25 protein-coding genes are annotated in these 23,941 nt (G+C 58.7%); 13 read left to right on the plus strand and 12 right to left on the minus strand.

The genetic code is table 11. The annotated features are described in order from the left end of the window. The first annotated feature begins 55 nt into the window (after positions 1-55). Genes phnE (AC2FFH_RS11630) through AC2FFH_RS11640 form a run of 3 tightly spaced genes read left to right on the plus strand, consistent with a single transcriptional unit; the run spans position 56 to position 2,946 of the window. Positions 56-937 (plus strand): phosphonate ABC transporter, permease protein PhnE, encoded by an 882-nt coding sequence (phnE, locus tag AC2FFH_RS11630; protein ID WP_496767156.1) that lies wholly within the window; start codon positions 56-58, stop codon positions 935-937. Further along, positions 934-2,301, plus strand: a complete 1,368-nt coding sequence (gene phnE, locus AC2FFH_RS11635; protein WP_496767155.1) for a phosphonate ABC transporter, permease protein PhnE — start codon at positions 934-936, stop codon at positions 2,299-2,301. Before phnE (AC2FFH_RS11630) ends, phnE (AC2FFH_RS11635) begins: the two co-directional genes overlap by 4 nt. A gap of 24 nt (positions 2,302-2,325) precedes the next feature. Then, the gene (locus AC2FFH_RS11640) at positions 2,326-2,946 is read left to right on the plus strand and encodes an LbetaH domain-containing protein (protein ID WP_496779643.1); all 621 of its coding nucleotides are present in this window, start codon (positions 2,326-2,328) and stop codon (positions 2,944-2,946) included. A 157-nt stretch (positions 2,947-3,103) separates the two neighbouring features. On the opposite strand, the gene phnF is transcribed toward AC2FFH_RS11640, so the two are convergent. Continuing rightward, on the minus strand, positions 3,104-3,814 hold the full coding sequence (gene phnF, locus AC2FFH_RS11645) for a phosphonate metabolism transcriptional regulator PhnF (RefSeq protein ID WP_496767152.1): 711 nt from the start codon (positions 3,812-3,814) through the stop codon (positions 3,104-3,106). A 103-nt stretch (positions 3,815-3,917) separates the two neighbouring features. Between phnF and phnG the strand changes: the two genes are divergently transcribed. From phnG to AC2FFH_RS11685, 8 genes are read left to right on the plus strand one after another with little or no spacing between them, the layout of a single operon-like run. Then, entirely contained in the window at positions 3,918-4,376 is a 459-nt protein-coding gene (gene phnG / locus AC2FFH_RS11650) for a phosphonate C-P lyase system protein PhnG (protein ID WP_496767151.1), read from the plus strand. After that, positions 4,376-4,951: a phosphonate C-P lyase system protein PhnH gene (gene phnH / locus AC2FFH_RS11655; protein WP_496844444.1), complete on the plus strand. Its 576-nt coding sequence runs from the start codon at positions 4,376-4,378 to the stop codon at positions 4,949-4,951. Before phnG ends, phnH begins: the two co-directional genes overlap by 1 nt. 3 nt (positions 4,952-4,954) lie before the next feature. Continuing rightward, positions 4,955-6,046, plus strand: coding sequence for a carbon-phosphorus lyase complex subunit (locus AC2FFH_RS11660; RefSeq protein WP_496844445.1), 1,092 nt, complete (start codon positions 4,955-4,957; stop codon positions 6,044-6,046). Positions 6,047-6,074: 28 nt separating this feature from the next. After that, positions 6,075-6,347, plus strand: a complete 273-nt coding sequence (locus tag AC2FFH_RS11665; RefSeq protein ID WP_282120760.1) for a hypothetical protein — start codon at positions 6,075-6,077, stop codon at positions 6,345-6,347. Then, positions 6,344-7,204, plus strand: coding sequence for an alpha-D-ribose 1-methylphosphonate 5-phosphate C-P-lyase PhnJ (locus tag AC2FFH_RS11670; protein WP_282170705.1), 861 nt, complete (start codon positions 6,344-6,346; stop codon positions 7,202-7,204). Before AC2FFH_RS11665 ends, AC2FFH_RS11670 begins: the two co-directional genes overlap by 4 nt. Continuing rightward, a complete protein-coding gene (gene phnK, locus AC2FFH_RS11675; RefSeq protein ID WP_496706870.1) occupies positions 7,201-7,971 on the plus strand; it encodes a phosphonate C-P lyase system protein PhnK in 771 nt (256 codons plus the stop codon). Before AC2FFH_RS11670 ends, phnK begins: the two co-directional genes overlap by 4 nt. Before the next feature lie 24 nt (positions 7,972-7,995). Continuing rightward, a complete protein-coding gene (phnL, locus tag AC2FFH_RS11680; protein ID WP_282170707.1) occupies positions 7,996-8,679 on the plus strand; it encodes a phosphonate C-P lyase system protein PhnL in 684 nt (227 codons plus the stop codon). Beyond that, entirely contained in the window at positions 8,676-9,224 is a 549-nt protein-coding gene (locus AC2FFH_RS11685) for a ribose 1,5-bisphosphate phosphokinase PhnN (protein WP_496844446.1), read from the plus strand. Before phnL ends, AC2FFH_RS11685 begins: the two co-directional genes overlap by 4 nt. On the opposite strand, the gene AC2FFH_RS11690 is transcribed toward AC2FFH_RS11685, so the two are convergent. Further along, a complete protein-coding gene (locus AC2FFH_RS11690; RefSeq protein ID WP_496844447.1) occupies positions 9,206-9,889 on the minus strand; it encodes a DUF1045 domain-containing protein in 684 nt (227 codons plus the stop codon). The genes AC2FFH_RS11685 and AC2FFH_RS11690 overlap by 19 nt on opposite strands. 52 nt (positions 9,890-9,941) lie before the next feature. On the opposite strand from AC2FFH_RS11690, the gene AC2FFH_RS11695 reads away from it, so the two are divergent. After that, positions 9,942-11,081 (plus strand): alpha-D-ribose 1-methylphosphonate 5-triphosphate diphosphatase, encoded by a 1,140-nt coding sequence (locus AC2FFH_RS11695; RefSeq protein ID WP_496779628.1) that lies wholly within the window; start codon positions 9,942-9,944, stop codon positions 11,079-11,081. On the opposite strand, the gene AC2FFH_RS11700 is transcribed toward AC2FFH_RS11695, so the two are convergent. Genes AC2FFH_RS11700 through AC2FFH_RS11730 form a run of 7 tightly spaced genes read right to left on the minus strand, consistent with a single transcriptional unit; the run spans position 11,082 to position 17,579 of the window. Next, positions 11,082-11,558 carry a class I SAM-dependent methyltransferase gene (locus AC2FFH_RS11700; protein ID WP_496767142.1) on the minus strand — a complete coding sequence of 159 codons (477 nt, stop codon included), beginning with the start codon at positions 11,556-11,558 and terminating at the stop codon, positions 11,082-11,084. It abuts the gene before it with no gap. A gap of 14 nt (positions 11,559-11,572) precedes the next feature. Next, positions 11,573-12,328, minus strand: a complete 756-nt coding sequence (locus AC2FFH_RS11705) for a polysaccharide deacetylase family protein (RefSeq protein WP_496767141.1) — start codon at positions 12,326-12,328, stop codon at positions 11,573-11,575. Continuing rightward, on the minus strand, positions 12,325-13,467 hold the full coding sequence (locus AC2FFH_RS11710) for a glycosyltransferase family protein (protein ID WP_496767140.1): 1,143 nt from the start codon (positions 13,465-13,467) through the stop codon (positions 12,325-12,327). The genes AC2FFH_RS11705 and AC2FFH_RS11710 overlap by 4 nt, the downstream gene beginning before the upstream one ends. Then, the gene (locus tag AC2FFH_RS11715; protein ID WP_496767139.1) at positions 13,464-14,048 is read right to left on the minus strand and encodes a histidine phosphatase family protein; all 585 of its coding nucleotides are present in this window, start codon (positions 14,046-14,048) and stop codon (positions 13,464-13,466) included. The genes AC2FFH_RS11710 and AC2FFH_RS11715 overlap by 4 nt, the downstream gene beginning before the upstream one ends. Next, positions 14,045-15,121, minus strand: coding sequence for a glycosyltransferase family 4 protein (locus AC2FFH_RS11720; RefSeq protein WP_496844448.1), 1,077 nt, complete (start codon positions 15,119-15,121; stop codon positions 14,045-14,047). The genes AC2FFH_RS11715 and AC2FFH_RS11720 overlap by 4 nt, the downstream gene beginning before the upstream one ends. Continuing rightward, a complete protein-coding gene (locus AC2FFH_RS11725) occupies positions 15,121-16,368 on the minus strand; it encodes a glycosyltransferase family 4 protein (protein WP_496844449.1) in 1,248 nt (415 codons plus the stop codon). The genes AC2FFH_RS11720 and AC2FFH_RS11725 overlap by 1 nt, the downstream gene beginning before the upstream one ends. Further along, the gene (locus AC2FFH_RS11730) at positions 16,365-17,579 is read right to left on the minus strand and encodes a glycosyltransferase family protein (protein ID WP_496844450.1); all 1,215 of its coding nucleotides are present in this window, start codon (positions 17,577-17,579) and stop codon (positions 16,365-16,367) included. Before AC2FFH_RS11730 ends, AC2FFH_RS11725 begins: the two co-directional genes overlap by 4 nt. 357 nt (positions 17,580-17,936) lie before the next feature. Between AC2FFH_RS11730 and AC2FFH_RS11735 the strand changes: the two genes are divergently transcribed. Beyond that, positions 17,937-20,312 (plus strand): mechanosensitive ion channel domain-containing protein, encoded by a 2,376-nt coding sequence (locus AC2FFH_RS11735; RefSeq protein WP_496844451.1) that lies wholly within the window; start codon positions 17,937-17,939, stop codon positions 20,310-20,312. 88 nt (positions 20,313-20,400) lie between these two features. Here AC2FFH_RS11735 and AC2FFH_RS11740 read toward each other — a convergent pair whose 3' ends face one another. Genes AC2FFH_RS11740 through AC2FFH_RS11750 form a run of 3 tightly spaced genes read right to left on the minus strand, consistent with a single transcriptional unit; the run spans position 20,401 to position 23,932 of the window. Continuing rightward, entirely contained in the window at positions 20,401-21,756 is a 1,356-nt protein-coding gene (locus AC2FFH_RS11740) for a CoA transferase (RefSeq protein WP_496767135.1), read from the minus strand. Next, positions 21,753-22,907, minus strand: coding sequence for an ABC transporter permease (locus AC2FFH_RS11745; RefSeq protein ID WP_496767134.1), 1,155 nt, complete (start codon positions 22,905-22,907; stop codon positions 21,753-21,755). The genes AC2FFH_RS11740 and AC2FFH_RS11745 overlap by 4 nt, the downstream gene beginning before the upstream one ends. Further along, positions 22,904-23,932 (minus strand): ABC transporter permease, encoded by a 1,029-nt coding sequence (locus AC2FFH_RS11750; RefSeq protein WP_170561146.1) that lies wholly within the window; start codon positions 23,930-23,932, stop codon positions 22,904-22,906. Before AC2FFH_RS11750 ends, AC2FFH_RS11745 begins: the two co-directional genes overlap by 4 nt. Positions 23,933-23,941 lie beyond the last annotated feature (9 nt).

Genomic DNA, 23,941 nt, shown 5'->3' on the forward strand with positions numbered 1-23,941 from the left:
AATGATCGGGGTCCAGTGGCAAACCGGACCTCTTTTTGCCACTCAGGAGCATTCCATGACAGACCTGACCGTAGGGTCCCCCAGCGTCGACCAGATCCGGGCCGACTATTCCGAGATGACACGACGCAAGAGGGTCTATGGTGGTATCCTTCTGATCGTATTCGTGGCGATGATGGCCGCGGGTTTCCGTACTGCAGACGACCGCAATGCCGGCAGCTTTGTCGACGGCTGGCACCGTATCCTCGACTACCCGACCGAGGTTCTGTCGGAAGCATGGGAAAAGATCGGCGCGATGCCGGAGAACCTTGTGAAGTTTTTCCCGGCTCTGGTCGAGACACTCAATATCGCTGCGGCTTCGACGCTGATAGGGGCCATCGCTGGGACGTTTCTGGCGCTGATGTCCACGCGTGGCATGGCATTGTGGCCCTCGCTTATCCCGCTGTTTCGCCGCATCGCTGATATTTTTCGCGCGGTGCCTGAAATCGTTATCGCTTTGGTTTTGATCTTTGTGCTGGGCGGTGGTCCGGTGCCCGCAATGATTGCCATCGCAATCCATACGGCAGGCGCGTTGGGGAAGCTTTTCTCGGAAGTGAACGAAAATGCCTCGCTGAAACCGGTCGAGGGGCTTCATTCGGTCGGCGCGAACTGGTCTCAGCGGATGTATCTTGGCGTGATCCCACAGGTTGGACCGAACTATGTCAGCTATGCGCTGCTTCGGTTCGAGATCAACATTCGCGCCTCGGCCATTCTGGGTTTTGTTGGCGCCGGCGGGCTGGGTTATGAGCTGCGCAACGCGATGTCCTGGGGGCAGGGGCGTTATGACGAAGCTGCCGCCATCTTCCTTCTGCTGTTCGTCACGATTGTTGTTGTCGATCAGATATCGGGTCTGCTGCGTGAGCGCCTGACCCACGGTTCCGAGAAAGGAGCACGGGCATGAGCACTTTTGCCACCGACCTGACCGCCGATGAGTTGAAGGCTGAGGCTGCCCGTTTGTTCAACCGCAAACGGCTGACCAACTTTGGATTGCCCGCGCTTGTTTTTGTCTATCTGATTTACGTGTTCTTTGCTTTCGACGTGTCTGGAATGGCCGAGCGTGCGAACTGGGAGAACGGCAAAACGCTGATTGCAGACAGCTACAGCTACAAAACGCATGTTTCGCGTGACAATCGCACCGGCGAGGTTTCAACCGCCATCGAAGGTGAACGCAAGGGCCGCTACCCCGACGGTGAGGCTCCGGGCTGGGTGAGTTTAGGCGAAACTACAGTCATTGATCTGGAAGACGGCCACATCGTCCGCTTTGGTCCCGAGACGGTGGAATACGATATCCCCGGCTATGGCACCGTCCGCGCGACACCGACCCGCTCTGCCGGTGTTCAGGCTGAACTGCCCGCAGGCGAGGTGCCGGATTGGATCAACGTCTCAAAAAACCGCATGGCGATTACAACGGATGCGGGGCGTCTGACCGTGACACGCAACCGGTCCGAGGTCTTCCGCTATTTCAATGGGTGGGAGCTGTTCTGGTTCACGCTCGACAGCCCTTATTACGGCAAATCCCTCCCGGAACTGGCGGGCCTCGCCGCAAAGGGTGAGGGCGGGGCAATCCTGAATGACTTCTGGACCAACAAGATGTGGCGGCATCAGGACGTGGCCTGGGCCATTTTTGAAACCATCCTGATGGCATTTCTCGGCACGTTAGGCGCGGGTATGATCGCATTGCCTTTGGCGTTTTTCGCCACGCGCAATTTCAACCCGCTAAAATCCATTCGGTTCCTGACGCGCCGTGTGTTTGACTTTGTGCGCGGTGTGGACGCGCTGATCTGGACGGTTGTGTTGGCGCGTGCCTTTGGACCTGGTCCACTCACCGGCGCGCTGGCCATTCTGGTGACCGATACCGGAACCTTCGGCAAAATCTTCTCGGAAGCGCTGGAAAATGTGGACCAGAAACAGATCGAGGGCGTGCAGTCCACAGGGGCCAATGCACCGCAACGCTATCGTTATGGTGTGATCCCACAGGTGACGCCGGTGCTGCTAAGTCAGTTGCTCTACTTCCTTGAATCCAACACCCGCAGCGCCACGGTGGTCGGTGCGATCACCGGTGGTGGTATCGGTCTGTTGTTGACGCAAGCGATCATCACCCAGAAGGATTGGGAAGAGGTCGCCTATTACATCGTTCTGATCATCCTGATGGTGATGCTGATGGACTGGTTCTCGGGCTGGCTGCGCCGACGGCTTATCCAGGGAGAGACAAGCAAGATACGCAAAGCTCGGGACACAAAGGCAAAGTCGTTCTTTTTGCCGTGACTCATGACCAAGGACCACAAAACCATGGCACGACTGCGTTCTGACCAACCGTTTATCCATCCTGATTGCCAAATCTCGGGTAGTTCCTTCGGTGAATTTGTCGAAATTGGTGCGGGAAGCCGCGTTGTAAACTCTGCTTTCGGCGACTATTCGTATTGCGACCGGACCTGTGACATTGCCAATGCTGAGATCGGCAAGTTTGCCAATATCGCCAGTTTCACACGGATCGGTGCGACAGATCATCCGATGGAAAAGGCGTCATTGCATCACTTCCTGTATCGCTCAGCAGATTACTGGGATGATGCCGAGGATGACGCGGATTGGTTCAAACATCGCGCCAGCCGCATCGCCCGGATCGGCCATGATACCTGGATTGGGCATGCGGCGATTATCAAACCTGAAGTGACCATTGGGCACGGCGCGGTGGTTGCCTCGGGGTCTGTCGTCACCAAGGATGTAGCGCCTTATACAATTGTAGGCGGTGTGACGGCCAAACCGATCCGTACCCGGTATCCGGTTGGCGTGGCCGAGCGCATGATGAACCTGGCCTGGTGGGATTGGGACAATGCCCGTCTGCGCGCGGCCCTGCCGGATTTCCGCACATTGAGCGCCGAGGCATTTCTGGAAAAATACGAACCGATTTGAATAGGCAAGAGCTGAAATCTCCCGCGCCCGCACCTGCATCGGCTTTGCCGATACAGGCTGGCGGCCTTGGGCGCGGCACCGCGTTTCACGCGGCGCTATGCCCAACAGGATATGACCGCCGTCAGGAGGTCGAAGACGGGCGGGAGGGCGCTGCGGCCTAGTCCTCGTTCAGGGTCAGGGTGACCCGATCTCCGGCAAATACGGTTCGCCCGAATTCAACCGGCAGACCATTGGGATCTGCGTTAATACCGACGGAAAACAGAACAGGCGCACCTTCTGTCAGTCGCAGATGCAGGGCCTGTGTTGCCGTCGCCGCGCGCGCTGTCAGGCGTGTCGAGACGCGGGTGTAATCCTTAACACCGCAGTGCTGAAGAGCTTTCGTTACTGATTGTGTTTCGGACAGCGCCTCAAGAATGCCGGGCAAGCGGTCCGCGGGAAAGACACTTTGGAATAGCCCGATCGGCTGCCCATCCGCCAGAGACAGCCCATCATAAACGTGCACCTGATCGCCTGAAGCGATCTCCAGGGCCTCTGCTTCTGTTTCATCTGCGGCGCGCGTTGTGAGTGTCAGGATCTTTTTGCCGGGGATTTTACCGCTGGCCGAGATGCTCTTGTGGTATCGGACGCGCTTGCCGATGGCATAATCGGTCGGACGTGCCGCCACAAAGACACCGGCGCCGCGACGGGCATGCACCAGACCTTGGTCCGCCAGATCCGACAGTGCACGCCGTACCGTGTGGCGGTTGACCCCGTGTTTTGCTGCCAGTTGTGCCTCGGTCGGCAGGCGGTCGCCGGTGTCGTACCGACCCTCTGCAATGTCCGATGTGAGATTCAGCGCGATGCCTTTCCAAACGGGTGTTTTTCTCATGTCACCAAAACTTCACAAGGTTGCGGATTGCCAGACGTGGTGGCGGGATGTAATATTTGTCTAGTTGTATAGTTCAGATAGACAACCCGGCCAAGAGGCTTTGATGGCAGATCAAACAAATATTTCGAATGCGGCGCGGCAGGATTGGATGAGCCTGTTGGCGCGGGCCCCTGAAGGCGCATTGATGAAGCTTTGGGGTGGCTACGAAGACCGCCCGGACTTTGAATGGCTGCGCAGCCCCGAAGTAGGCGGTGTCATGGTGCGCGGGCGCACGGGTGGCACGGGTGCCCGGTTCAATCTTGGCGAAATGACCGTCACGCGGTGTTCGCTGGTGTTGCAGGACGGAACGATTGGGCATGGATACGTGCAGGGCCGGTCCAAGCCCAAGGCCGAAACGGCCGCCTTGATTGATGCGCTGATGCAGACCCCTGCTGCGGATGCGATCCAGGATCAGGTGATTGCGCCGCTCAAAAAGCAGATGCAAGCCGCCAGAACAGACCGCGCTGCCAAAGCCGCCGCGACAAAGGTCGAGTTCTTTACATTGGTAAGGGGAGAAGATTGATGACGGCACAGCTCCAGTATTCCGGTGGATTTCAGAACGCACCAGTGCAGGCTGCACATGCGTTCCGTGCCGCGATGACCGTGATGGCCCGGCCCGGCGAAATCCGTGAATTGAAAGGCGTGCAGCCGCCGAACCCCTTGTCGATCGCAGCAGGAACGCTTTTGCTGACGTTGAGTGACCCCGAGACAAAGGTCCATCTGGCTGGCGCCTTCAACACCGATGCGGTGCGCGCATGGCTGACCTTTCACACCGGAGCGCCCCTGTCACAGGCAGCTGACGCGGATTTTGCTGTTGGGACATGGACCCAGCTTGGGCCATTGGGCACATACCGCATCGGAACAGCAGAGTACCCGGATCGCTCGACCACCTTGATTGTTGAATGTGACGCGCTGCAACAGGCGGGTGTCACACTGAGCGGCCCGGGAATCAAAGACACCGCGTGCCTGTCCTTGCCGGATGATTCGGCGTTGCAGGCCAACGCAGCTCTGTACCCGCTTGGATGTGATTTCTTTTTCACGTGCGGTGACCGGGTTGCGGCCCTGCCTCGCAGTACTCAGATCAGCACGGAGACCTAAGCTATGTATGTTGCAGTCAAGGGTGGCGAAAAAGCCATCGAAAACGCGCATTCTTGGTTGGCAGAAGAGCGGCGCGGCGCATCCGACATTGCCGAACTGAGTATCGCCCAAATCCGCGAACAGCTGAGCCTTGCGGTCAACCGGGTGATGGCCGAGGGGTCCCTTTACGACCCCGATCTGGCAGCCTTGGCAATCAAACAGTCGCGCGGCGATCTGATCGAGGCGATCTTTCTTATCCGAGCCTACCGGACGACATTGCCGCGATTTGGCTATTCGAACCCGGTTAAGACTGATGAGATGGCGTGTGATCGCCGGATTTCGGCCACGTTCAAGGATGCGCCGGGCGGGCAGGTGCTGGGGCCAACCTTTGATTACACACACCGCTTGCTGGACTTCAAACTGGCCGCAGAAGGAGAGGTTCCGGCTGCGCCTACGGCGCAACCCCGCACCGAGGCGACGCCGCATATCACTGAGTTCCTGAAGGGCGAGGACATCATTCAGGATGAACCCGCCAGTGACACCACCCCGGGTGATTTGACCCGCGAACCGATGGAGTTTCCGTCGAACCGCCCCCTGCGTCTGCAATCCCTGACCCGCGGGGATGAGGGGTTTGTACTGGGCATGGCCTATTCAACGCAACGCGGTTACGCCCGTAACCACGCATTCGTCGGTGAGTTGCGGATCGGTAAGGTTGCAGTGGAAATGGACATCCCGGAACTGGGTTTCGCCATCGACATCGGCGAAATCGAATTGACCGAATGTGAGACGGTCAACCAGTTCAAAGGTTCCAAGACGGAACCCCCGCAATTCACCCGTGGCTATGGTTTGGTGTTTGGTCATTCTGAACGGAAATCCATCGCGATGGCTTTGGTGGATCGCGCCCTGCGTTGGGAAGAGTTGGGCGAAGACAATCTGGGCGCACCCGCGCAGGACGAGGAATTCGTGCTCAGCCACGCGGACAACATTCAGGCGACGGGTTTCCTCGAGCATATCAAGCTGCCGCACTACGTGGATTTCCAGTCCGAGCTGGAACTGGTTCGCAAACTACGACGCGAAGCCGAAGAACGGATGCAGCCGAAAGAAGCTGCGGAATGAAAGTCGAACCAAGGGAAAGGGGGCATCAATGAACTGGATAGCGCCCGCATATGCGCGGCGGCAAGCCAAGCTGGGGATTTTACCAACCCGCCTTATTGGCGTCGCAGGTTTCTACCGGGTGGCGAGTCCGTGCGCGCGCCAACCGAACTCCATTCGCCATTTGGATCCCGCTTTTGCGCACGACGTCGTCGCTTCGCATGACGAGAGTGAAAGAAAATATACACCAATAGCGCCAATAACAGTGCGCCCAACAGAAATACGTCCACAAAAACACCAAAAACAAAGTGATACATCAAAATGAATGAGTATAACTTCGCATATTTGGACGAACAAACCAAGCGAATGATCCGGCGCGCCATTCTGAAAGGTCTGGCTGTGCCCGGTTATCAGGTGCCATTCGCCAGCCGTGAAATGCCGATGCCATATGGCTGGGGCACCGGTGGAGTGCAGGTTTCAGCCGCTACATTAACACCCGAAGACACGTTTAAAGTGATCGATCAGGGTGCCGATGACACCACCAATGCTGTGTCGATCCGCAAGTTTTTTGAGAACACGGCAGGTGTGGAAACGACCGAGGAAACCGAAAAGGCCACAGTCATCCAGACCCGCCACCGCATCCCCGAGGCGAAGCTGCGCAAGGACCAGATCATCGTTTATCAGGTGCCGATCCCGGAACCTCTGCGCTTTCTGGAACCGCGTGAGACCGAGACCCGCAAGATGCACAGCCTCGAAGAATATGGGCTGATGCATGTGAAGCTGTACGAGGACATCAGCCAGCACGGGGCGATTTCGACCGCATATGCCTATCCGGTGAAAGTGTCGGACCGCTACGTGATGGATCCGTCGCCGATCCCGAAATTCGACAACCCAAAACTTGAGATGGACGCGATCCAGCTGTTTGGTGCGGGACGTGAACAGCGGATTTACGCGGTTCCGCCGCATACCAAGGTAGTCAGTCTGGATTTCGAGGATTACCCGTTTGAGGCCACCAAGGCCGATCACCCATGCGATCTGTGCGGGGCAGAGGATAGCTATCTCGACGAAGTGATCATGGATGATGCAGGCAACCGGATGTTCGTCTGTTCCGACACGGATTATTGCCGGTCACGCCGCGAGGCGGGCCATGTTGGCCAACTGGCCGAGGAGAATGCGGCATGACCCCCTTATTGCAGGTCAAAGGCATCGAAAAGCGCTATGGCGCGCGGATCGGGTGCTCGGATGTGAGTTTTGATCTCTTCCCTGGAGAAGTGATGGGGATCGTGGGTGAAAGCGGATCGGGCAAGTCGACGCTGTTGAATTGCATGGCCGGTCATCTGGAACCCGATGCGGGGCAGGTGATTTTTGACACACGCGCTGATGGTCCAGTGGATACGGTCACCATGTCCGAACCGGAACGTCGGATGCTAAGCCGTACGGACTGGGCCTTTGTACATCAGCATGCGCGCGATGGCCTGCGGATGTCGGTCAGTGCTGGCGGCAATATTGGTGAGCGTCTGATGGCGGTGGGGGATCGCCACTATGGCGACATCCGGGACCGTGCGATCGACTGGCTGGGCCGGGTTGAGATTGAGGAATCTCGTGTGGATGACCGTCCGTCCGCCTTTTCTGGCGGGATGCAGCAGCGATTACAGATTGCCCGCAATCTGGTCACAGGGCCGCGCCTCGTGTTCATGGATGAACCAACGGGCGGGCTGGATGTTTCCGTTCAGGCGCGTCTGCTGGATCTGCTGCGCGGGTTGGTGCGTGAGATGGGGTTGAGCGCGATCATCGTCACCCATGACCTCGCCGTCGTACGCCTGCTGGCGGATCGACTGATGGTGATGAAAAGCGGTCAAGTGGTTGAGGCCGGGTTGACCGATCAGGTTCTGGACGATCCGCAACATGCCTACACGCAGTTGCTCGTGTCCAGCGTTCTGCAGGTTTGAGTATTTGGAAAAAGATGAAGTGCTATGATTGAGCTTATCAATGTCAGCAAGAGCTTTACCCTGCACAATCAGGGTAGTGCCGTAATTCCGGTGATGCAGGGTGCATCTCTGAATGTCGCCGCAGGTGAATGCGTCGCCCTGACCGGGGCTTCAGGCGCAGGGAAATCAACACTGATGCGGGTGGTCTATGGAAATTATCTGGCCGCATCAGGCCGGGTCCTTGTCGGTGGTCTGGACGTCGCCAAGGCCGAACCGCGCGAAATTCTGGCTTTGCGGCGTGAGACGCTCGGCTATGTCAGTCAGTTCTTGCGTGTGGTCCCCAGAGTGCCGACGCTTGAGGTGGTGGCCGAGCCGCTGTTGGCCGTTGGGTGCGACAAGCAAGCGGCGCTGGATAAGGCGGCGGATTTGTTGCGGCGGTTGAACATTCCCGAAAGACTGTGGAGCCTGAGTCCGACCACTTTTTCGGGTGGTGAGCAGCAGCGGGTGAACATCGCACGTGGATTTGCGCATGATTACCCTGCGATGCTGTTGGACGAACCGACTGCCTCACTGGATGCGCAAAATCGCGAAACGGTACTGTCTTTGATCGAAGAGGCCAAAGAACGCGGCGCGGCGATTGTTGGCATTTTCCACGATATCGAAGCGCGCAGCCGGGTCTGTGATCGCGAGATCAACGTGTCTGAATTCACCCCGGGGATGGTCGCGTGAGCCTTGCGCCGGTCATAGCCGTTGTTGGTCCGTCAGGTGTCGGCAAAGACAGCGTCATGGAGGCGTTGGTGGCGGCGTCGCCAGGTACCTTGCGGGTTCGCCGGGTGATTACCCGCCCCGAGGGCGAAGAAGGCGAAGATTTTGATCGCGTGTCGGTCGAAATCTTCGAGCAGATGGCTCTGGACGGAGCCTTTGCGTTGCACTGGAGCGCGTATGGATTGCACTATGGCATCCCGATTGAAATCGAAGACCAACGGCAAACGGCGAATGCTCTGTTGGTCAATCTGTCCCGTTCGGTTTTGTTGAACGCGAAGGCGGTTTTTGGCGACCTGATCGTGATTTCGCTGACAGCGGACCCTGAGGTGCTGGCGCAGCGCCTCTTTATACGCGGGCGGGAAAGCGCCTCTGATCAGGCGCGTCGTTTGGGACGGGCTGGTATGCCCTTGCCCGACGGGCTGAACCGTGTGATCGAAGTTGATAATTCCGGGCCGCTGGAAGGCACGATTGATGCGATCCTTTCCGGGCTTCAACCGGAAAGGGCGTAGCGATGTATCAGATGAAACCTCCCATCTTCGGCTTCGCCCATAAGCGCCAGATCCTTGATCTGACAGGGGGCGGGCAGCAGGGGGACCAGCTGGTCCTCCAATGCGGCCTGAACGGTTTTCAGCGTGGGTTTGTCCAGTTTTCCGCTGAGGGTGATGTGAAAGCGGAACGTGTCCATCACGTAAGGGTAACCCCAACGCTGCAGGTTGGCGTCCTGTTCAGGCGTCAGGCCCGAGGCACGTCGGCGGTCCAGTTCCGCGGCGGATGCGGGGGCGCGGAAGCTGTCAAGTTCGCGGACGCAAGCCGCTGCAAGCGCGTTCAGCGCGTCGGTATAACCTACCGGCCGCAGGGCCAGAAAACGACCCAGCCGGGCGATCTCGAACCCGTCCAGCGTGACGGGCGGTTGCGTTCCGGCCAACCGTTTGCAGACATCTTGCAAGTCGGTCAGAGATTGCCCCTTGTTCAGGCGAAACGGCGGCTTCAACGTCGCGTGAAGACCGTATTTGCGCGGAACATCGGTCGCGGCTCCGACGTCCACGCCGTCAATGACAGGATGCGCAACTTCCGTTCCGGCTTCCATGTCCCAGCCCAACCATTGGGTCGCAAAGCTTGTCCATTCGGCCTGAGCCGGTGGCGCAAAATAGATCGCGTATCGCGTGAATGTCACATTGGCCTCCTATGCGTGGCCTTTCCAATAGCTCAAACCTTGTGAAGTTCAGATGACAGAAGAAATGATACTTGCCAATGCCACGCTTGTTCTTCCCGATGAGACGGTCGTGGGCAGCCTTCGGTTTGTGGGGGATACGATTGCTGAGGTTGCGACCGGCGCAACTGTTCCCGCTGGTGCAATTGACTGCGAAGGCGATTATGTCTGCCCCGGTCTGGTCGAACTGCACACCGATAATCTTGAGCGCCACATTCAGCCGCGGCCCAAGGTCGACTGGCCTCATGCCGCCGCTATTCTGGCCCATGATGCCGAACTGGCCAGTACCGGGATCACGACCGTGTTCGACGCGATGCGGATAGGCTCGATCCCGTCCGGGCAACGCTATGTCAAATACGCGCGCGGTCTGTCGCATGAGCTGTGGCAGTTACGGGAACAGGATGCATTGAAGATCAGCCATTTTCTGCATTTGCGGGCCGAGGTCTGCTCGGAAACCCTGGCCGAAGAATTAAACGAATTTGGGCCCGAAGACCGTGTTGGCCTAGTCTCACTCATGGACCACACGCCCGGACAACGACAGTTCCGCGATATGTCGAAACTGGAAGCGTATCTGAAAGGCAAACTGGGGCTTGAGGGCGATGGATTTCTGCAACACGTGGCCGACCTCAAGGCGATGCGCGACCGCTATGGTGATCTGCACGAGGTTGAGACGGTAAAAGCAGCCAAACGGTTTGGTGCAATGCTGGCCAGCCATGATGACACGACGGACGAACAGGTGCGCGTATCGGCCGGTCACGGGATCACCCTTGCCGAGTTCCCGACCACGGTCGAGGCCGCGCGATCCTGCCAAGACCACGGTATCAAGGTGATGATGGGCGCACCCAATGTGATCCGGGGCGGGTCGCATTCCGGCAATGTCGCTGCGCATGAACTGGCACAGTTGGGCCATCTCGACATACTGTCCTCGGACTATGTGCCCTCCGCATTGTTGCTGTCCGCTGTGAAACTGGGCGAGATGTGGGGTGATTTTGCCCGCGGTTTGAAAACCGTGACAAAGACACCGGCAGAGGTCGTTGGGCTGGATGATCGTGGTGAGTTGCGGGCGGGCACCCGGGCGGACGTCATCCGGTTCCGGATGCGCGAAGGCACTCCTGCGTTGAATGGCGTTTGGTCGCGCGGACGGCGCGTAGCCTGATCAGGCCCTGTAGAACAAGTAACGGTCCGGCGCGATGGTGTCCGGGCCGCTTATCTGTTCAAAGCCAACCAAAGGTTGGCCCGAGATTAGCAGACCACCGGGCAACATCACCTGCGCAATCAGAGGGCTGAGGCGCGCGGCTTCGGCAACGTCTTCTTCCTTGACACCCCGCCCGAAATCGTAGTGACCGAAAGCGATCCTGGGTCCACCTTCTGCCAGCTTCTGCAGCATCAGCTCGGCCTCACCTTGCAAAAAATCTTCCGCTGGCGGTGTGCTGGACGGATGGCACTGCAGCACGCGGTCCATGACCCAGATCCTCCGATCCGGCAGAATTTCCCGCAGGTGATCATAAGTGCGCCCGTTTCCAAGGCCCATATCCAGCACGTCGCCTGCCATACCCGAGATCTGATCTACCGCCCAATTCAAACCGTCACGTTGTGCGGTCAGGCGGCGCAGCATGGAATCCAGTCGGCTCATTCAGATCTCCGTTTTCAATCGGCTTGGGGGGCTGACCAGACAAAGCCCGGCCCGTTCAGCAGCCGGTGCAGCAGGTCGTGGGTAAAGGCCCAGATGTCCTCATCATGAACCAGATGGTGGGTCAAGATGCCAAAGGGCTCGGCGTTGTCCGCGCGACCCTCGCGGCGATCTTGCAGCAGCAGAGTGGTTTTGGCGATCAACATGTCCGGGTCGGCCAGTCCGCGTGATCCGCGCCAGTCGATTGGATCCAGATGCGTGTTGATCTGGGCCAATCCGGGCGCTGCCTGCGGGCTGGACCGTGGCGTGGCGGTCGATAAGATACGATACCCCGCTGCGGGCAATTCCTGAACCACCTCTGGCGCTATGCGGTTCCATGGCGGCACGAACATCGGGCACAATCGATCTGCAAACAGGGTGCGCAGCCGCGATATCCCTGAACCGATATCCCCAGTGATATCGTCCATGGGCCGGTGCAGGCGGAATTCGGATTTCTTTTCATCCGGTGGTGCGTGGTTCTGATGGGCCCAACCGTGCACGACCGGGATCAAGTTTGGCTGGGCAGTTACATACTCGATCAGCGTGTCTTGGGCATCGCGGGGGATGATCGCCAGATGAACGGGCACCTCAAGGTGGTCTGACATCGCGGTCAAGCGATCAAGCTGCGGCGTTGTGGAAACCGCATCATCGTCGCGCCACCACAAAGGCAGTGCCAGTCCTTGTTGAAGCCAGATATCCAACTCATCCGACAAACTGCGCCAGTCAACACTCATCTGCGGCGCTCCAAAAGTCCTTTGGCGATGCGTACGGATTGCGCTGCGCCATCGAACCCCTGATCTGAGACCGGACGAGTTTCCGATGAAATCACGCGGCCCACGGCCTGGGCCAGTAGATCTCCGTTCAATTCTTTGCTTGAGATGATATCTATGGCGGGCATTTCCGCAAGGGTGCGGGCGCGGAGGCTCTGCTCGACCTCATTGCCATCATCAAATGGAATGAACACTGCAGGGGTTCCTGCTTGCAGAATATCCAATGCTGTATTGTAGCCGCACATGCTGACCGAAGCCGCCGCGTGGGGCAGCATCTGGCGAAAATCGGGCCGCACCGGTTCCAAAGTGACAGGGGCATCCGTCACTTGCTTCCGCAGTTCGGTAATGCGTGCCTTTGCATCCTGTCCGCCGACCAACAGGCGCCAGTGCCTGTTGGACATCTTTCGGGCGGCCTCGATGGCCGCGCGAAAGATCGGCTGCCCAACCGAACCGCCGCCTGCGCTGACAAGCACCTCGCCTTTGCCGGTTGCATCCTTGTGCGGTGCTGGGGCCAGTGGAGCCACGAAACCCGTGTAAAACAGGCGGCCCTCCAGTTGCTCAGACACAGGCCAACTGACGTTCAACGGGACAACGCTCTGGTCCGAATGGACAAGGATGCCGTCGTAATGCTCTGCGATAATCTGCTCCGCCCGCTCTGCCTTTGAGGGTTTTGACGGCGGTGCCAGAATGTCACGGATCGATCCCAGAATTATCGGGCGCGGGCGTATTTCACGAGCGGTCTCCAACGCGGCTGAAAATTCACCTGCCAGAGACCTGCGGCCAAACGGATAAAGCTCGGTGATCAGAACATCCGGTGCAAAGCTGCGAATTGCTTCAACCAGCGCAGTCTTGCGCGCCGCGAAATACCCCTCATCCGCCACCGTTCCGGCTTGTGTCAAAAGACGGGTGAAATCAGTGCCATCCGAGCGCAAAGGGGGCAGTCCCAACAACGTCATTCCGGACGTGTCCAATTGAGGAGCAGGCATCCCGCCAGAGACCACGAAGGTATCATGCCCATCCGCGACAAAGGCTCGGCCCAGCGTCAACGCGCGACTCAGGTGCCCGGTGCCCAGCAGGTGGGTGACAACAATCATGACCTTCATTCGCGGGGCCCCTGTCGCAGCAGGCGAACCGGTTCGGGCTGAGGCTGAAAACACTCCAGATCAATGACATAAAGGCGGTTGCGCTTGATCTTGAATGGGGCGGTGCCGTCAAAGTCCCATCCCCAGGCCGAGGCCAGAATGACGCGCATGATCCCAATGTGACACACGGCGACGGTGTCGCCCTGCAAACTGCCCAGCCAGGGTTGCAATCGCGCCCGCACGTCCGCCGGGCTTTCGCCGTTTGGTGGGCAATAGTCCCAGCCCCAATCCTCGATATGGCGATATCCGCTGTCTGCTTCTGCAATCAGGTCAACGCCGCGCTTGCCTTCCCAATCGCCCCAGTTCATCTCGGTCAGGGCTTCGGACACGATAGGCTCGCGCCCCGCGACCAATGCGGCGGTTTCGCTGGCGCGCTGCAGGGGGCTGGACCAGAGCGCGGCCTTGTTCCACGGATCGGGAAGCTCATAACCGGCCAGTTCAGTGCGCGCGTCCTCGTCCAGCGGAATGTCACTGCGGCCCTGAATACGGCCTGCGCGATTCCAATGGGTGTGGCCGTGACGCAAAAGAGCAAGTTGGCTCATGCGGTGCCTCCGATCAAAGGCCGCGCAGCCTGCCAGAACCGTTCGGTTGCGGAGGGCATCAGGTGGCGGTTGGACACGTATCCCTGGGCTGTCGTACCAAGCGAACGACGCAGGGCAGGGTCGCCAATCAGCGTCTGTAGCCTGGCGGCAAGCGCTTCAGGTCCTGCTTCGACCTCGGGATAGTTGGCCGGCGCCAGAACATCGCGGACACCGGGCCTGTTCTGCGCAACAACCGGAACTCCGCTGGCCTGCGCCTCAAGGTAAATCATGCCATATGCCTCATTCACGCCGGGCCACACCAAGATGGATGCATTTGCGTATATGTTTTGCAAGGCGTCGCGATCCAGTTGCCCCAGAATCCGCACCTTCGAGCCAAACGGCACCATTAGGTCTTTGATCTCAGCCCGCGCAGGTCCATCCCCTGCAATATCCAAAGCCCAATCCCCGTTTAAATGCGACAGGGCCTGCGCCAGCAGTTGGTACGACGCCAGTTTGTCGCCATGCCGCATCATTCCCACCGCCAGCATTGGCCCGTCACATGAGGAAGCGGGCGGCAGGCTCGAGATTGGCAAAAAGGGCGGCAATTCGACCAGACGCTGATCCTCGAATTTTTCACGTTCCAGCGTGATTAGATCGTTGGCCGTGTGGTAAAAAATGACGTTCGCCGCGTCGCAGGCTTCATGTGCGGCTTGTGCAAAGCCGGACCATGGGCCGCGTAACCTGCTGGTTGCACGGGTACTTTCCAATTGCACATAAGGGATGCCTCGAGCGGCGCACACTTTAGGGCCCAGCAGATCGGGGGCCTTGTAGTAGTTGTGATAGGTCACCCACAAATCCGTGTCGTGGATCATGTCCGCGATCAGTCGCCGGGATTCGGCATCGGCGTCAGAGCAGAGACGTTGTTGAACCGCCGGATCGCCCGTTTTGTCATAAATGCGCAATTCCGAGACGAGATTGACCTCATCGCCCTGTGCCCCGATCGCCCTGATCAGATTGCGCGCCATTTCCCTGTCTCCCGACGGCACCGGGCTGTCCGGTGATTTCATCGGTGAGAAAAAGGCGACGCGGGCCATCAGTCTTTGCCCGCGCCCAACGCGCTGAGCCTTTTGGACAACAGGGCTATGCCGGGGTCCATACGGAACTCGGCGATCAAGCGGGAATAGGCAGCGTTGGCCATAGATGCAGTACGCTCAGGAGCGGCGGCCAATTCGGTGATCGCGCTGGCAAGTGCGGCCGGGTTGTCATCGGACAAAACGCCATGCGTCCCGGTTTCTATGAATTCCGGAATGGCGGAAACCGGTGTCGACAGGATCGGCAACAGCTGCGACGCAGCCTCCATCAGAACATTTGGCAACCCGTCGCGATCTCCGTCAGCCGCGATCCGGCTGGGCAGCACGAACAGATCAGATGTGCGCATCGCCTCGATCACTTCGGGCTGGTCACAGGCCCCCTTCCAGGTGATCCGGTCTGCGATACCTTGGGCCTCAGCCCGTTCGCGCAGCGCATCACCAAGCGCACCGCCGCCAATATGTGTCCAGTGCCAGTCCAGCGAATTGGGTAGCATGGCGAACGCATCGATCAGGCGATCAAAGCCCTTCTTCTCGACCAGACGACCGACGGAGAGCATGTGAAACGGCCCATCCGGTGCCCGAGCTGCGCGGGTCGGCGGATCGGGAAAACGGCTCAGGTCCAAGCCATGATAGATCAAATCGACCCGAGCCGGATCATCGGCCAAACTTCGCAAGTGTTCGGCCCCGATGGCAGTACAGGTTGCGCCAAAAGCGGCCCCATTCGTGGTGGCCTGCAGTTTTTCGGCTTTCTCCCAGTCGGGTGACGTCCAGATGTCTTTGGCGTGTGCCGAAAAGCTCCAGGGCAGGCCGCGCATGATGGCGGCGTAGCGTGCGACCGACGACGGCGTGTGCATGAAATGCGCATACATCACCTGCGTTTCCCCAGGCAACTCGGCGGCCAGAACACAGGCCTGCCCGAAACGCCGGATGCGGTTATGTGTCGGGTCGCGCCGCAGATCAGAGCGCCAGACCTTATAAGCCTCGGTATAGCCGGGTAGGGTCTGCGCGAGGTGGCGCGCGGCCCAGACGCGATCAGGTTCTTCGTACAGGTACTCGGGCAGGTAGTGAACCTGCCCCTTAAACCGGTCATGCAGCGGGTGGCGTTTGATGTCGGTCGGGTGGCGCAGGGACCAGATGTCAAAGCTGTGGCCCGCGTCCTGCAAGGCGACCAGTTCCTGTGCGATAAACGTCTCTGAAAGGCGCGGCCATCCTTTGACCAGCACCGCGAGCTTGGGTTTTCCTGACGTCATCCGGTGGCTCGTTCCCGTTCCCCACCAAGCAGCGCGTCGATGCGGCTTGTGACATAGTCCAGACCATCAAGCAGGCCGTCACGGATTGCCTGTGAAGGCAAGGGCTGATCGGGCAGATTGCGAATAGCCTCAATCATCGCGTCCGCAGTTAACCCGTCACGATTTTCGTCCAGCATTCTGACAAGTCCCAGACCTTCGGCGCGTGAGGCGCGGATCCACTGCTCCAGCCGCGGAGTCGTGCGCGGAACGATGACGGCGCGTTTGTCGAACGAGAGCACCTCGCAGAACGTATTGTAGCCGCCCATGCAGACCACACCTGCAGCGCCGGCAAACAGCGTTTCGATCTGCGATTCAAAGCCAACAGCCGTGACCCGACCATTCAGCGCAGCAACGCGGGTTTCGAAATCGTCGCGCAGCTCGCCCGACAGGAAGGGGCCGTAGACAAGGACAGCGCGCGGTGACAGGTTGGGGTCTTTTTCATAGGCGCACAAAACCTGGTTCACCATGGCTTTGCCGTCGCCGCCGCCACCGGGCGTAATCAGGATGTAGGGTTGTTCCGGCGGATCGCCTATCGGCCCAAGATCGCGGCGCAAATAACCAGTCCAATGGATACGCGACTGCGCGGCAGGGCTGAGCGGCAGGCCCTCGGTCGGATCATAAATCGAGCGCAGCCCGTACACCCAGATTTCGTCGTAGAATCTTTCGGTTGCTGCAATGGCTTCTTTCCGCTCCCACTCGGCGGCCAACACTTCGGGTTCATCCAAAACGTCACGCAGGCCCAGGACCATTTTGGTGCGGCGGGACCGCAGCAAATTTTCCAGGGTGGGCAACAGCTCGCTGCGGAAACCGGTTGGTTCCTTGTCGACGATAAGGACGTCAGGATCGAATTGCTGAACCGCCGTCTGGATAAGACCCGCCCGCAGCTCAGTCACTTCCTCGATGCCCATTCCAATTGTCTGGGATGCATAAGATCCATCGGCGCGTTTGGTCACTCCTGGCAAACGCACGTGGTCGACGCGACGCGGAAAGGTGAACCGCCCAGCCACGGGTGACCCGGTCAGGATCAGCGCCGATGCCGATGAGTCAGCCTGCGTCATCGCACCAGCCAGTGCACGGGATCGGCGCAAGTGACCCAACCCGAACGTATCGTGGCTGTAGAACAAGATGCGCGGCGCACGGCCGGTTGTATCGTTTTGTCTTCCTAGGCTCATGCCTTTGCCCAATTCAGTGTTCCGGTGCAACTCCGCGCGCTTGCACCCGTATCGTATATATTTTTTTTGGCCGCGTGCAAAATCACTGACCCCACCAGTCGTTACCGGCTTGTTTCGATTTTAGCCGTGGGTTTCGCATCTGCGCCCTGTTCTATATCAAATTTCCTGCCCATCCGTCATGATGACAGCGTCAGGTTGGTCATATTCAGTTTTTTCCGGGTTGCAAACACTTCTGTTCATAGCATGGTGCGGGGAACACGGCTTGATAAGATGTTGAGGCTGCGGGGGTTGAATATTTGAACCCGCCACCGGGCTTCGATAACCTGTGTTACGAATGGCGAACTGGAAAAATATCCGATGACACGAACATTGCTGGCTGGATTAACGTTTGTAATCTGGTCCCTTACTCTGGCGCTGGTCACTGGTGCAGTTGCGCAGACCTCTCTGATACCGGGGTATCCCTCAGCCGGGGGCAGCAGTTCGGAAACAGCCAGCGAAAGCGATCTGGCTACGGCGATCCGTTCCGCGACCGAAGCCGGGGCCAGTGTGATCGTCATCGACAGCGCCGGGCAAATCGTGTCTTCCGGCCAGCAAAACAGCGCCACCCCCGAGGCTGCACCCGGGGATCCGATGGGCGACGGTTCGCAGCTCATGAAAGCGCAGGAGCGGTTTTCGAGATTTCGCGACTCGATGAATTCACGGCTTCAGGCGCTGCCTTATTCGATCTTCGAGGTGCAATACATCCTGCGTCAGACCAGCCCGGATGGTCGAATACAGACCTATGTCGAGGTCCTGTTCTGGAACGTTCTCTTCCTTTTGATCGGACGATGGTTGTCGATTGAAATCTACGGCAAGCGTATCGCAAAGCGAATCGTCGTGGCGCGATCCAAGGAAGATCCGCAAGGCTATCGCGAGAAGATGCCGTTTTTGGTGTTCCGATTCCTGATGGGGATAGGCGCCACGATTTTCGCCATGGTGATGGCGCTTATCGTCGGTTTCGTGTTTTTCGGTGAGGCTGAGGACATCTCGATCCAGTTCACGGTCACAGCAATTTTTACCGCCTTCTTCCTGTCGCGTACCGTGTCTGATCTGTGGCGCATGGTTCTATCCCCGTATCTGAGCCAATATCGCTTGCCGCCTTTCTCGGATCGTGACGCCAAACGCCTGTATATCTGGGCTTCGGCGCTGGCGACCTACGACATTACCGTGGTGCTTTTTGCCACTTGGGTCGCTGATTTTGGGCTGAACTATAACGTCTACGCCTTGGTCTATGGCGGCCTGACCATGTTTGGTGCGATCGGCAATGTCCTGATGATCCTGTTCAACGCCCGCGCCATCTCGAACGCTATCCGCGGCGGGCGATCACCGGATCAGGTGTCGTGGATTCTGCGCCTAATCTCGTTCGCATGGGCGCCGGTGCTGATCCTTTACATGGTGTTCAGCTGGTTCAAACTGGCCGTCGACCTGGTGCTGGAAAATCAAAACTCGATCCCGATCGTGGCCAGCAGCTATGCTATCTTCATGTCGGTCGTGGTTGCCTATGGGGCCATGAACTATCTTCTGGAACGGTACTTCAATCGCAACAGCCAGCTGGACGCAATGAATGCCGATGCTGATGAGGCGGATGCCGAGGTTGAAGCGATCGAAACGCCGCAGGCCGAGATGCGCAAGCACTCGATCCTGACCTACGAAGATCTGGCGCGGCGGGTTGCCGGTATTCTGGCTTTTGTTGTCGGTCTGTATGCGTTGGTTGTCATCTGGAATCCGGATGCCAGCTGGAGCGAGGACCTGCCGATCGAGCGGGCGCTGGACGTGATGGTGATCCTCTTCATGGGTTACATCCTGTTCCATTTCTTCCGCATCGGGATCGACTCGAAGATCGCGCAGGAGATTGACGACGGCGGTGGTGAGGCTGAGCTGGGCGATGAAGGCGGAGAAGGTGGGCAAAGCCGCCTTGCAACATTGTTGCCCTTGTTCCGCGGGGCCATTCTGGCCGTAGTTGTTGTGACCATAGCGCTGATTGCCCTGATGGAATTGGGTATCAATGTCAGTCCGCTATTCGCGGGTGCTGGTGTCGTGGGCCTGGCCGTGGGCTTTGGGTCGCAGACATTGGTCCGCGATATCTTTTCGGGGGCGTTCTTCCTGATGGATGACGCGTTCCGCAAGGGTGAATACATCGACATCGGCGACGTGAAGGGAACGGTGGAAAAGATCTCGGTTCGGTCGTTCCAACTGCGTCACCATCTGGGCGCGCTGAACACCATCCCCTTTGGTGAGATCAAGGTTCTGACCAACTATTCACGCGACTGGGTGATCATGAAACTGCCGTTACGGGTGACGTATGACACCGATGTCGAGAAGGTGCGCAAGCTGATCAAGAAGTTGGGTCAAGAGTTGTTGAGCGACCCGGTGATCGGCGACAACTTTATCCAACCGCTGAAGTCGCAGGGCGTGATCGAAATGCAAGACTCTGCGATGATCATTCGGGTCAAGTTCATGACCAAACCGGGCGATCAATGGCTTGTGCGCAAGAAAGTCTATCAGGACATCCGGGAATTGTTCGCCCGCGAAGGCATCAAGTTCGCGCACCGTGAAGTCACGGTACGGTTGGCCGAGGGCAAGGAGTCGGAAGATCTGACGCCGAAGCAGCGAGAGGCTGTCACTGGTGCTGTGCAGGCTGCGATTGACGAGGACTATTTGGACGATATCGGCCCGGGTGGTGATGATCGCTGAGGGGGTCTCCCGCCCCTTTGGGTAACGTCTCTGGCGAGACGTGACCCAAAGCGTTGGGCCGGGCCGCGCGTACCGCGCGGCGGTTGGCTCAGGTGATGGCCGTGGCCCAGACCGGAGCCGACGTGCCTAGTTTAGGTGCAGGCTTGTCCCAGAACATCTTGGCCTCGCCAACGGTCAGAGCAGGTTTCAGGCGGTGACCGGCGCCCCAGCCAGATTCTTCGAGAGCTTGGCTGTAGTCTGACGGACTGGCACCGGTGATGACCTCTTTCGTGTCGGACTTGCCGAGAATGGCCAACAACTCGGCCGTGCGCGCGAGAGAGAGCTGGCCCAGCATGATCGCATTCCCCGAGGCGGCCTCAGCCAAGGCGGATAGCACAGCGGCGGCCATCAGATAGCCGGTTGCATGATCCAGCGCCTGAACCGGCAACGGAGTTGGTTTGTCCGCATTCGCCCAGTCACGGCCTGCATCCGCGATGCCTGCGCTCATCTGGACAAGGCTGTCGAACCCGCGCCGCGCAGCCCAAGGACCTTGCCAGCCATAAGCGTCGAGAGTGACTTCGACCCGGTTAGGGGCCAGTTCATCGCGCTTGGCCCTAGTCAGGCCGAGCGCATCCAAAGCACCGGGGCGATACCCGTGGACGAACACATCGGCCTGAGACAGCAACTCGTACAGCTTTTCCAAACCTGAGGGCGATTTCAGATCGAGGTAAGTGCAGGATTTACCCAAAGAGATATCGGGTATGACACCGGGCTCGTCCCAACAGGGTGGGTCGACACGCAGAACGTCAGCGCCAAAACCGGCGAGGGTTCGCGTTGAGACGGGCCCAGCCAGCACGCGTGTCAGGTCGAGGACGCGCAGTCCTGCCAAAGGGCGCTCAGCCGTGGCCTCGGATCGGTGTCGCAGTTTGATCTGTCGCGGGCTGTGCCAACCGATTAGTGGATCGCGTGACACGGCCCTACCTTGCGGATGCTCTAACCACACTGCTCGGCTGCGCATGGCTGCGGAAACGCCACCCTGGGCCACGATTGCCGATTCCAGCTCGCTGGCGGACCATTGCCGCACCGCCTGAGAGACCGCGTCTCGATCTGCTTTGACCTCAAGGACCTTAAGTGCCGCCACCCGGTGGCGGGGCAGATTGGTGTGCAACCTGATCCAACCATCCGCAGTCTGGTAATCGCCCGCGACCGCATCCCAGAGGTTGGGCATCTCCCAACCATTGGGCTTGAAGGAATATTGGTACCAAAGCGAGGCCAGCCGGTGATCCACAGACACATCCGGGGCACTGGGCGACAGGTTCAGCGCCGTCATCAGACGAGCCAGTTCCTGACCCACCGCGCCGAAGGTTGCCGTCGCCAATTCAGATACCGCGTAGACGCTGGACCAAGCCCCGGCGCCCGTTTTGCGGTATCCGTCAGTTGCAGGAAGGGCTGAAATCAAGCTCATTGCTGGTATGGATCCAGACTGTCACGCAGCCCGTCACCCAGGAAATTGAAGGCCAGCACGATCACGATAATCGGTAGCATCGGGATTGCCGTCCAGGGGTATATCTCGATCGAGGCCAGGTTCTGCGCATCGTTCAACATCACACCCCAACTGACGGCCGGGGCCCGCAGGCCAAGACCCAGGAAGCTGAGCGCGGTTTCCCCGAGGATCATGGCCGGTATTGACAATGTGGCCGAGGCAATCAGGTGAGACATAAAGTTCGGCAGCAAGTGCTTACGGATGACACGGCCCGAGCTTGCACCCATCATCTCGGCGGCGCGGACGTATTCTTCTTCCCTGAGGGACAGGAATTTTGCGCGTACCGAACGGGCGAGGCCGGGCCAATCGAGAATCCCGAGGATGATCGAGATGATGAAGAAAACAGCAACCGGGCTCCAGTTTGAGGGCACCGCTGCCGATAGAGCAAGCCACAGCGGCAGTTCAGGTAGCGAGCGCAAAACCTCGATCACGCGGTTGATGACCCAATCGATCTTGCCGCCGAAATACCCCGCGATTGATCCAAAAAAGATGCCAAGGGTGAACGATACCGAAATGCCGATCAAGCCGACAGTCAGCGACAGCTGCGCACCGTATAGAATGCGGCTGAACACATCGCGGCCCAGACGATCGGATCCCCAAAGGAACAGTGTCGCGCCCTCTGGCGCGCAGAACAGGTGGGTGTCCGATTTTACAAGCCCAGCAAGCCTGTACTCGGTCCCCTCGCAGAAAAAGCGGATCGGGCGAGGGTCTTCTGTGTCGGGCACGAATTTCCACTGAAAGGTCTCAAGATCAGCTTCGGCCACGATCGGATAGACATGCGGGCCGATGAAGGAGCCATCGTGGAACCAATTGATGCTTTGTGGTGGGGCGTAAAGGTGTTCGCCGTTTCGTTCATTCGGACCGTAGGGGGCGATGAATCCAGCGAAGGGCAGCATCAGGTAGCAGAACAGCAGGAAGACGCCTGAAATCAAACCCAGCTTATGGGTTTTGAATTTCCGCCAGACCAGAACCCAGTTGGGTGCGTCCAGATCGGCGCGCTCTAACTGTTGCAGGGCGGCATCCGCGTCGAAAGGTGCATCGTCGACAAAGCGACCGTCGGTGTGTTTGGTCACGCTTCACGCCCCTCGTATCGAATACGCGGGTCCAGCATGACCAGCAAGATATCAGAGATCATGGTGCCGATCAGTGTCAGCAAGGCCACGAACATCAAAATGAAGGCAGACAGAAATTGGTCCTGGGTTTTGAGTGCGGTCAGCAAGGTCGGGCCGATGGTTTGCAGGCCAAGCACGACCGACACCAGAACCGATCCGGATACCATCGACGGCAGCAGGTTCCCGATATCTGCAACAAAAGGGTTGAACGCCACGCGCAGCGGATACTTTGTCAGCATTCGCGATGGCGCCATACCCTTGGCAATGGCCGTTTCCACATAAGGTTTGCCCAGTTCATCCAGCATGTTCGCACGCAGGCGCTGCATCATGGCTGATGCGCCAGATGTGCCAATGACAAAGGTCGGCACGATCAGGTGGACAAGAATGGACTTCAACTTTTCCCAGCTCATGGGCTGGCCTTCGAACGATGGGTCCATCAGGCCGCCGATAGGCAGGTTGAAGTAACGGTGGCCGTAGTAGAAGAGGATCAACGCCAGCAGGAAATTGGGCGTCGCCAGACCAAGATAGCCAACAAAGGCCGACGTATAGTCGATCCAGGTCCGCGATTTTGCTGCAGCGAGGACACCCAGCGGCAGGGCAACGGCGTAAACAAACAGGATAGCGGCCAGATTGACCACAACCGTCAGCCACAAAGTATCACCAACGATTTCGGCCACGGGGCGGTCGAATTCAAAGGACCAGCCGTAGTTGCCTTGCAGCAGGCCTTCGAACCCGTGCGGACCGGGCCAGAAGCCCATCCAGATCAAGTATTGCTCCCATACGGGACGATCCAGAGCGTACTCCGCGCGCAGGAACTCGGCCTTGGCCACCCCGGCGGACTGGCCAGATGCCTGCAATTCCGCGATCTGATTGCTCAGATAATCGCCGGGTGGAAGGTTGATGATCACGAAGATCAGAACCGACACCACCAGCAAAGTCAGCAGCATCGTAAAAAAGCGATACACCGCATAGCGCAGCATTACCATTTAGCTGCT

It is taken from the genome of Ruegeria sp. YTSC003 (assembly GCF_059609785.1).

Coding starts and splice junctions, on each gene's coding strand:
- phnE (WP_496767156.1), top strand. CDS start 56: ATGACAGACCTGACCGTAGGGTCCCCCAGCGTCGACCAGATCCGGGCC.
- phnE (WP_496767155.1), top strand. CDS start 934: ATGAGCACTTTTGCCACCGACCTGACCGCCGATGAGTTGAAGGCTGAG.
- AC2FFH_RS11640 (WP_496779643.1), top strand. CDS start 2,326: ATGGCACGACTGCGTTCTGACCAACCGTTTATCCATCCTGATTGCCAA.
- phnF (WP_496767152.1), bottom strand. CDS start 3,814: ATGAGAAAAACACCCGTTTGGAAAGGCATCGCGCTGAATCTCACATCG.
- phnG (WP_496767151.1), top strand. CDS start 3,918: ATGGCAGATCAAACAAATATTTCGAATGCGGCGCGGCAGGATTGGATG.
- phnH (WP_496844444.1), top strand. CDS start 4,376: ATGACGGCACAGCTCCAGTATTCCGGTGGATTTCAGAACGCACCAGTG.
- AC2FFH_RS11660 (WP_496844445.1), top strand. CDS start 4,955: ATGTATGTTGCAGTCAAGGGTGGCGAAAAAGCCATCGAAAACGCGCAT.
- AC2FFH_RS11665 (WP_282120760.1), top strand. CDS start 6,075: ATGAACTGGATAGCGCCCGCATATGCGCGGCGGCAAGCCAAGCTGGGG.
- AC2FFH_RS11670 (WP_282170705.1), top strand. CDS start 6,344: ATGAATGAGTATAACTTCGCATATTTGGACGAACAAACCAAGCGAATG.
- phnK (WP_496706870.1), top strand. CDS start 7,201: ATGACCCCCTTATTGCAGGTCAAAGGCATCGAAAAGCGCTATGGCGCG.
- phnL (WP_282170707.1), top strand. CDS start 7,996: ATGATTGAGCTTATCAATGTCAGCAAGAGCTTTACCCTGCACAATCAG.
- AC2FFH_RS11695 (WP_496779628.1), top strand. CDS start 9,942: ATGACAGAAGAAATGATACTTGCCAATGCCACGCTTGTTCTTCCCGAT.
- AC2FFH_RS11700 (WP_496767142.1), bottom strand. CDS start 11,558: ATGAGCCGACTGGATTCCATGCTGCGCCGCCTGACCGCACAACGTGAC.
- AC2FFH_RS11705 (WP_496767141.1), bottom strand. CDS start 12,328: ATGAGTGTTGACTGGCGCAGTTTGTCGGATGAGTTGGATATCTGGCTT.
- AC2FFH_RS11710 (WP_496767140.1), bottom strand. CDS start 13,467: ATGAAGGTCATGATTGTTGTCACCCACCTGCTGGGCACCGGGCACCTG.
- AC2FFH_RS11715 (WP_496767139.1), bottom strand. CDS start 14,048: ATGAGCCAACTTGCTCTTTTGCGTCACGGCCACACCCATTGGAATCGC.
- AC2FFH_RS11720 (WP_496844448.1), bottom strand. CDS start 15,121: ATGGCCCGCGTCGCCTTTTTCTCACCGATGAAATCACCGGACAGCCCG.
- AC2FFH_RS11725 (WP_496844449.1), bottom strand. CDS start 16,368: ATGACGTCAGGAAAACCCAAGCTCGCGGTGCTGGTCAAAGGATGGCCG.
- AC2FFH_RS11730 (WP_496844450.1), bottom strand. CDS start 17,579: ATGAGCCTAGGAAGACAAAACGATACAACCGGCCGTGCGCCGCGCATC.
- AC2FFH_RS11735 (WP_496844451.1), top strand. CDS start 17,937: ATGACACGAACATTGCTGGCTGGATTAACGTTTGTAATCTGGTCCCTT.
- AC2FFH_RS11740 (WP_496767135.1), bottom strand. CDS start 21,756: ATGAGCTTGATTTCAGCCCTTCCTGCAACTGACGGATACCGCAAAACG.
- AC2FFH_RS11750 (WP_170561146.1), bottom strand. CDS start 23,932: ATGGTAATGCTGCGCTATGCGGTGTATCGCTTTTTTACGATGCTGCTG.